This is a genomic window from Pseudomonas sp. GW821-FHT09E12, from assembly GCF_059416085.1.
In genome coordinates this window covers 278564-286460 of the sequence record NZ_JBWKOM010000010.1, presented here as the reverse complement: position 1 = coordinate 286460, position 7897 = coordinate 278564, and the positions used below count along the sequence as shown (strand labels likewise).

Here is a 7897-nt window from a genome sequence, read left to right as displayed (position 1 = left end):
GTCCGCTGCGCCATATTCGATGATCTGGAACACTGAACGCCAGGTCATCACAGAAAGCCCGCTCACGCGGGCTTTTTACTGTCTGGAGTATGTAAAAGTTCCCCAAAAAAGCGGCCCGCGGGCCGCTTTTTTCGTTTCTGGATCACTGCTCGGCGTTGCGGCTGTGCCGGTAGTCGCTGACCGCTTCGTACACCGCCTTGCGCAGGCGGTTGATGCCGCCGATGGGGCGGTGCGCTTCCAACCCGAACCAGGGGTTGAAGGACAGGTTGTCGCATTGCAGGTTCTGCCGCGGGGTATCGAAGTCCTGGGCAGGAATTTTGATCCGCGCCACGGTTTCGAAGGGCGCATCGCTTTCCCGCCATTCGATGCTGGTGTCTTCGATGGGCATGTAGTGGCTTGGGTCCTGGCGCTGCACCTGCAACACGAAGCAGGCCGGCACGCGGTCGGTCGACAGCTGCTGGTTCAGGGCGTTGCGTAGAAAGTTGGGCAGGGCCTGGTTTTGTGCGGGCAGGTTGTATACCGGGCAGCTGTCGGGATCCGGCGCGACGCGGAACTTGGCGTTGGCGCTGCCGAACTTGTAGGGCGAAACCGAAAAATAGCGGGTTTGCGTCGGGCTGGCCGGGGGCGGCGACAGGGTGGCCAAGGCGATGAACAGATGACGAACCTGCCAGGTGCGTGGGTCCCAACCGGGGAAAAAGGCTCCGACCTTTTTTCCGTCCGCCTGCGCGGCGACATTCTGCCGGTACTCGGCGACATCGCTGACGAAGAAGTTCGGATGGTTGAACATCACGAAATCCTGTTCGCCACGGCCCTGCTGTTCCTTCAAAAGCTGGGTGCCGGGCACATTCAACAACTTGATCGCCATCCCGCGCGCGTCACGAATGCTGTCGAACTGTGGATAAGCATTGCCGTTGGACAGCCGCACCATGGCTTGCCAGGTCTTGCCGGGTTCGGCGAACACGCCCTGGCGCAACGGCGGCGCCAGTTGCTCGAGCACCTGGACCTCGGCCTTTACGCAGCCGTGGGCCTTGGCATGGGCGTCGCGCAGGTAACGGGTGTTATCCCGGTGCTGATCGACGATGCGCACGGCGGTCTGGATGATGTCCTGGGCCATGGCGGCTTCGCCGGGCGGAACCTGTTCTTCGGTCGAGACCGGCCCCTGGTAGCGCCAGATTGACCAGGCGCTGTTCAGCGCCCAGCCGAGCAGGGCGATCAGCACCAGCAGCAGAAGTGTCTTGAGCAGCAGCGCACCGATGCGCAGCCATAAGGTGATCAGCATGAAACCGTCCTTTCGATGAGGGCCAGGGTCATGGCAGTTGCGCCTCCAGCGGCCCGCCCAGCACTTTCAGGTACTCCAGCAGGGCCCAGCGTTCCTCGGGTTGCAGCAGGCGGCCGATCACCCCGTCGCCACGCTTGCCCGAACGGAATTCATGGCCGCTGTTGTGATTGCCGCTGATCCTGGTATCGAACAGGAAGCCGTTCTTGAACGGCTCGGTACGATAGCCCAGATGCTTCGGATCGTATTCGAAGGTGCCTTTATAGAAGGTGCTGGCGCGTTCGTCCTGAGGCGAAAGCAACTGGTACAGGCTGGGCACCGAGCCGTTATGCAGGAAGGGCGGGGTAGCCCATACCCCGGCCAGCGGCCGGGCCTTGTAGGCGCGCAGTTCGCGGACGCCGATCGGCAAGCCATAGCCGTCGAGTCGCGGGCGTTCCTCCGGAGTCACCTGGGCGTCCCGGTAAGCGTGCTCCTCAACGAAGGCAGTGACATAGGCCAGGCCCTTGGCCGCTGACAGCTGGCGCATGTCCAGCGGCTCCGTGGGCGTGGGGTGCAACTGGACATTTGATTGCGCCAGTTCGGCGGCGTCCCATTGCAGCGCGCTCAGGTCGTAACGCTGATCGGCAATATTGTTGGCCGTATTCGAGTCGGTACCGATCACTGCAACCGGCAGCATCTTCAGTTGTTGTACCGGGCGCCCGTTGATCTCGGTGACCGGCGGGACATGGCAACCTGCGCAGTTTTCCGCGAACAGCGCTCGCCCCTTGGCCGCCAGGGGCTTGTCGATGTCGCCGAACAGTTCTTCTGGCCAGGTCGGCGGTTTCAGTCGTTGCAGGGTTTCTTCGATGCGATTGAGGTCGCGCACCCGAACGCTCGACGGGTAGCGGGCGTCGCCCTTGAGCGGCTGGCCCTGGGCATCGAAGAAGTTCAGGGTGGCGCCTACACCCAGCGCCTCGCCGATATTGCGGGCCATGGGTTGCTGGGCCGAGCCGTTCCACTGCACCCAGTCGAAGGTCCAGATGTCCCATAGCTGCGGATAGTCCACCGGTGCGTTGGCTACCCGATAATTGTCAGGGGAAATGGCGTCGCCGAAGCTGGCATTGGCGATCCGGCCAAAGGCATCGGTACGTCCGGGGCCTTCCTCGGTGGGATAGAGGCCGCGGTGAGTGTCGTTCCAGGCGACGTGCAGGAAGGTGTCCAGCGACGCCTTGAAGTCCTTGCGCAGTTGTTCATGCTCGGCGTCGTAGTTCTGGCCCAGCACGTTGCGGGCGAAGCGCTCGAATTTCCACGGGTTGTAATAGGTCGACGCCAGGCTGGCGACCAGCGCCTGGCCGAAGCTGCCGCCGCGCAGGGTGGGCACGCTGGAGGGCAATACATGTTGCGCGGAACCGCCGTCGACCCGCAGGGCCTGCTGGTTGTAGCGCAGCTCGCCGGTGTGGCAGGCGGCACAGGTGATGTCCAGGTACTGCTGCGGGCTGCCAGGGTTCTGATGGCGGGTGAAGCCGACCGGCAGGTTCGCCGGGTTATCGGCGCTGGCCTGTTGCGCCGGATCCACCAGGAAGCCGAAGCGGGCCAGGTACTGCGGCGCGGCGAAGCGTTGCGTGGAGAAGGGCAGTTCCAGGGCGGCGAACCACTCATAACGCAGGCCCTTCACCTGAGTGCCCTGGGGGGTGAAGTAATAGGTCTGGCGGTCGGCGGCGCTCCATTGATCCTGATAGTGCACCTGCCGGGCGGGCATATAGTCGGGCAATTTCGGATTGGCCACGTAATACAGGACCACGGCCAGGGCGACGCCGATCAGGGCGAGGATCAAGAGCAAAACACGGGATAAGAGGCGCAAGATAAACATCCTTGTCGAGTTGTGGTTCTCTTATGCCTCAAGGGCAAACTGCCGGGCAAGTGGCCATTACGTCCGCTGTCATTACTTTGCGGTCGAGGTGTTCTTTCCCGCGCTCGTTGTAATGGCTGGCGAAATGCTTTTAAACACGTGAACTTATCGGGCTAATCCGGCTCTCATGCCGGTAGCCATTGGTCGTGGCCGCCTGATAAGCTCGCGGCTTTACTCGATTGCCCTTTAGGCGCATGAACAAGGAAATAGCATGAAACAGCATCGGTTAGCGGCGGCGGTAGCCCTGGTTAGCCTGGTACTTGCGGGTTGTGACTCGCAGACCAGCGTGGAGCTGAAAACCCCGGCGCAGAAAGCTTCCTATGGTATCGGCCTGAACATGGGCAAAAGCCTTGCCCAGGAAGGTATGGATGACCTGGATTCCAAAGCGGTAGCCCAGGGCATCGAAGATGCCATCGGCAAGAAAGAACAGAAGCTGAAAGACGACGAACTGGTCGAAGCCTTCGCCGCGCTGCAAAAGCGTGCTGAAGAGCGCATGGCCAAGATCAGCGAAGAGTCGGCAGCAGCCGGCAAGAAATTCCTCGAAGAAAACGGCAAGAAGGCTGGCGTGACCACTACCGCCTCCGGCCTGCAGTACGAAGTGCTGAAAAAAGCCGATGGCGCCCAGCCTAAGCCGACCGACGTGGTGACCGTTCACTACACCGGCACCCTGACCAACGGCACTGTGTTCGACAGCTCGGTCGAGCGCGGCAGCCCGATCGATCTGCCGGTCAGCGGCGTGATTCCGGGGTGGGTCGAAGGCCTGCAACTGATGCACGTCGGCGAAAAGTACAAACTGTACATCCCGAGCGATCTGGCCTACGGCGCACAGAGCCCGAGCCCGGCCATTCCGGCCAACTCGGTTCTGGTGTTCGAGCTGGAACTGCTGGGTATCAAGGATCCAGCGAAACAAGACGACGCCAAGTAATCTTCGTCTGGTTCAATGACAACGCCCCGTCCTTACGGGGCGTTGTCGTATCTGGTCGTTGGTCCGGGAAAAAATGCGAACCCACGGCATAAGGCATAGTCTTAACAGCATGTGTTGCGGCTAGCCGCATGAGGCTGCCAAGTCAATGAAATTATGGGTTTTTTTATGTGAGTAAAAAACGCCCGATCTGAGCCGAGCCCTTGTAAAACGGGGCTTTCAGCTGTGAAAAGCGGCTCTGTTCACAAGGTTATCCACAATTTGTGTGGATAACATTTCAGTGGGAGTGACGATGAAAGCACCCTGGAATTTTGCCCGCTTCCTGCCCCTGGCCGGCCGCTTGCTCAGCCGTGGCCGACTGCCGACCCTGTTGTTCGCCGTGGCCAGCAAAGGCGCCTTGCAAGGCGGCCGTCTTGGCAAGCTCAAGGACGATCTGCGTCTGCTGCAGGCCCTGTGCCTGGCTTACTGGCGTGGCGAGTACCGCGCCATCAGCCCCAAGGCGCTGCTGTCGGTGGTCGCGGGCCTGATGTACTTCCTCAGCCCGCTGGATGCCATCCCGGACTTCCTGCCGATGTTCGGCATGCTCGACGATATCGCCGTTCTGGCCTGGATCATGAAAACCCTGGACGGCGAACTCAGCGCCTTTCGCGCCTGGCGCAATCGCCAGCAACCGGAGAAGCTGGCGGTAGTGGAACGTTTGCCCGACACCCCGGAACAACTGCAATTGGAAGGTCCGAAGAAAAACTGAGGTGAATTCGGATCCATACAACGATGCCCCCGCGACCTTAGTGACTGTTAGGATTACACTTCATAAGGAAAAGTCCGACTCGTTATGTGTCGTCCTACGGGGTAGTAATGGATATTCAGATAATTGCACGCGATGGCGAGCCCGAATATGCGGTTCTGCCATGGGCTCAGTATCAGGCTTTGCTAAAAGCCGCAGGTATCACCGAACAATCTCCGCGAGAAGCCAGGGGGGGTATCGCGACCACAGCCGACCAGCCGCTTCCAGGTCTGGATCAACTTCGCAGTTTGCGTGAAGCCAAGGGCATCGCCATTGAGGCGCTTGCCCGTACGGTAGGTATCAGTCCGTCATATCTGGCCATGATTGAAAGCGGTGAGCGTCAACCCGACGCCGCTATACGCCGTAGCCTGGCCTGGGAATTGACGGTTCCGGGTTGGAGGGATGAATCGTGAGCGTAAGGATCAGTCGTCAACATTGGGATGGCCTGTTGGGGGAACTCGACCAGGCCCGTCGGCAACGCCATCTTTTGACCTATCGCGCTCTGCTTGAGCGCTTGCAGCTACCCAGCCCCGCCATGCAGACCCTGACGGCGGCCCTTGAACATCTGGCCGCGCTGGATGCGCGTGCGGAGCAGCCGTTGCGCAGTTCGCTGGTGATCAGCCAGGGGGCGAGTCGATTGCCGCGCACCGGTTTTTTCGAGTGTGCGGAGCGCCTCGGGCGTTTTTCCGGGCCTTCCGATGGGGTCGCGGCCGCGTCGTGGCACGCCTCGGAAGTGGTTCGTGTGTTCGAGTACGAATACCCCGAGTCGGTGGAGGCCTGAGTGTTCTGGCGCCTCAAGGCGCGAGCCGGCTACTGGCTGGCTCGCCGGTTGTTTCATTGGCCCTGGTTTGTGCGTCAACCTCGGGGCTGGCACTGGTTGGAGGGGCAATTGGCGCGCATGGCGAACCTGGGGGACGTCGACGCACAGAGCTTTTATGGCCATATCCTGACCTTTCGTGGCCAGGGGCTGGGGGCTCGCGAAGAAGGCATACGCCTGTTACGTCTTGCCGGCTTGGCCGGGGACGCCAAGGCGGCCTATCAGATGGGCGTCATCAGCCTGGCCGGTTCGCCCAGCAGGGCCGCGGATGCGGCGCAAGCCGCCCGTTGGTGGGCCCTGGCGGCGAAAGCCGGGCATCCCCTGGCCGAGGTCAAGCTGGCGCAGCTGAATCAGTCGAGTACGCCGGACCCGCAAGCCGGTCCGCGTCAGCCGTAAAGCCGTCTGCCATCTGGCGGCTGTCGATCACATGGATGCTGTAGCCCGGCACGTTCTTGGCGTGGTGCTTGGCTTGCGAGGCCAGCTCGGCCAACTGGCTGGCATCGAGTTGTCCACAGGCCTGTGGATACAGGTGCACCACGCCAATGGACAGTGACAGCAAGGCGAACTCCTGGCGAATGCCCTGGCGGTTGGGGGCGATGAAGCAGCCGGCTTCCAGGTGTTCGCTGCGATAAAAACGCCGGCACTGGCTATGGAAGTCGTCCAGCAACTGGTTCAGGCGTTTTTGCCAGTCCTCGGGGCCCAATACCAGGAGAAAGTCGTCGCCGCCGATATGGCCGACGAAATCGCGGCTGGGGTCCACCCGGTCATTCAGGCACTGCGCCAGGCACAACAGCACTTCATCGCCACGGCCGTAGCCATAGATATCGTTGAAGGGTTTGAAGCTGTCGATGTCCACGTAACAGATCAGCGATTCCCGTCCTTGTTGCAGCAGGTGGGTCAGGCACTGCTGGATCGGCACGTTACCAGGCAGCAGGGTCAATGGGTTGGCATAACGCGCCTGCTGGATCTTCAGCTCGGTAATCAGCTTGAGCACATCGATCACCCGCCCCAGGCCCAGGTAGCTACCGTTGAGGGTGATGATGAAATCCTCTTCGATCCGTTGCCGGGCACGACTGGTGATCAGGCGGCTGACTTGTTGCAGCGACTGGCTGATCTCTACCGCGAGGAAGTCATCGTTCATCAGGCGGCTGATGGGCTTGCGGGCAAACAGGTCGGTGGCGAAGGGCTTGAGCAGGGCATCGGACAATGAATGGCGGTGCACGATGCCGCAGGGCTGGCCCTGTTCGTCGAGCACCGCCAGCGAGTTGAGGTTGGCTTGGCGACGGAAGGCTTCCAGCACTGTGGCCGTCGGTATGTCGCGTGCTACCGCCGGTTGTTCGTTGAGCAGGGCACTGAGGTCGCTGCCTTCGTCGTTGAGCGTCGCGGGAGTGCTTTCGCGCTTGGGCAGCAGGTTGCGGCCATCGCGGGGCGGATGTTCCTGGGGGCGGCAGAGCAGGTAACCCTGTAGCAGGTCCACGCCCATTTCCGTGAGCACCTCCAGCTCTTCCGCCACTTCGATGCCCTCGGCGATCACCTGGGCCCGGGAGGCCTTGGCGATTTGCAGGATCGAACCGACGAACTCGCGCTTGAGGGCATCCTGATGAATGCCATCGATAAAGTGCCGGTCGATCTTCACGTAGTCCGGGCGCAGCTCGGACCACAGGCGCAGGCTCGAGTAACCGGCGCCGAGGTCGTCCAGGGCGATCGAGAAACCCATGTCCCGATAATGATGCAGCGCATTGTGCAGCAGCTGGAAGTCATCGATTGGCGTCTGCTCGGTGAGTTCGATCACCACCTGGCTCGGCGGAATACCGAAGTCTTGCAGCAATTGCAGGGTGCGCCCGGGCTGGTGGGCAGCCTCCAGCAGCGATTCCGGAGAGACGTTGAGGAACAGCTTGCCGGGCAACTGCTGCTCGCTGAACCCCTTGCAGGCGCTCTGGCGGCAAGCGATTTCCAGCTCGTTGAGGCGTCCGGCCTGGCGGGCCACGGCAAACAGGGCGACAGGGGAGTGCAGCGGGCTGTTGGACGGACCACGGGTCAAGGCTTCATAGCCGAGAATGCGTCGTTCGGAGAGGCAGATGATCGGCTGGAACAGACTGTGCAAACCGCTTTGAGCCAGGATTGAACTCAAGGCACTCAGCTGTTCGGTCGTGGTCATGGCGATCTCTGTCGATAAAAAAGGACCGGGCGCGCCCTTGATTCAAGAGCAG

Annotated in this window: 8 protein-coding genes; 5 read left to right on the top strand and 3 right to left on the bottom strand. The window is 61.4% G+C overall.

All coding sequences use genetic code 11. The features are described from left to right. Positions 1 to 142: 142 nt before the first annotated feature. Both AC07PQ_RS26870 and AC07PQ_RS26865 read right to left on the bottom strand, forming a co-directional pair. Positions 143 to 1279 carry a catalase family protein gene (locus AC07PQ_RS26870; protein ID WP_007927821.1) on the bottom strand — a complete coding sequence of 379 codons (1137 nt, stop codon included), beginning with the start codon at positions 1277 to 1279 and terminating at the stop codon, positions 143 to 145. A gap of 28 nt (positions 1280 to 1307) precedes the next feature. Then, positions 1308 to 3116 (bottom strand): di-heme-cytochrome C peroxidase, encoded by a 1809-nt coding sequence (locus AC07PQ_RS26865; RefSeq protein WP_007927822.1) that lies wholly within the window; start codon positions 3114 to 3116, stop codon positions 1308 to 1310. A gap of 259 nt (positions 3117 to 3375) precedes the next feature. Between AC07PQ_RS26865 and bamJ the strand changes: the two genes are divergently transcribed. The 5 genes from bamJ to AC07PQ_RS26840 all read left to right on the top strand — a co-directional run bounded on the left by bamJ (position 3376) and on the right by AC07PQ_RS26840 (position 6083). Further along, complete coding sequence (gene bamJ, locus AC07PQ_RS26860) at positions 3376 to 4089, top strand: BamJ family beta-barrel-assembly machinery protein (protein ID WP_007927823.1); 714 nt, start codon at positions 3376 to 3378, stop codon at positions 4087 to 4089. A 289-nt stretch (positions 4090 to 4378) separates the two neighbouring features. After that, the gene (locus AC07PQ_RS26855) at positions 4379 to 4834 is read left to right on the top strand and encodes a YkvA family protein (protein WP_007927824.1); all 456 of its coding nucleotides are present in this window, start codon (positions 4379 to 4381) and stop codon (positions 4832 to 4834) included. A 107-nt stretch (positions 4835 to 4941) separates the two neighbouring features. Next, entirely contained in the window at positions 4942 to 5283 is a 342-nt protein-coding gene (locus tag AC07PQ_RS26850; protein ID WP_081502448.1) for a helix-turn-helix domain-containing protein, read from the top strand. Next, positions 5280 to 5651, top strand: coding sequence for a hypothetical protein (locus tag AC07PQ_RS26845; protein WP_007927825.1), 372 nt, complete (start codon positions 5280 to 5282; stop codon positions 5649 to 5651). Before AC07PQ_RS26850 ends, AC07PQ_RS26845 begins: the two co-directional genes overlap by 4 nt. Next, the gene (locus tag AC07PQ_RS26840; protein WP_493186378.1) at positions 5652 to 6083 is read left to right on the top strand and encodes a sel1 repeat family protein; all 432 of its coding nucleotides are present in this window, start codon (positions 5652 to 5654) and stop codon (positions 6081 to 6083) included. Here AC07PQ_RS26840 and AC07PQ_RS26835 read toward each other — a convergent pair. Next, on the bottom strand, positions 6019 to 7845 hold the full coding sequence (locus AC07PQ_RS26835; protein ID WP_101338776.1) for a bifunctional diguanylate cyclase/phosphodiesterase: 1827 nt from the start codon (positions 7843 to 7845) through the stop codon (positions 6019 to 6021). The genes AC07PQ_RS26840 and AC07PQ_RS26835 overlap by 65 nt on opposite strands. Positions 7846 to 7897 lie beyond the last annotated feature (52 nt).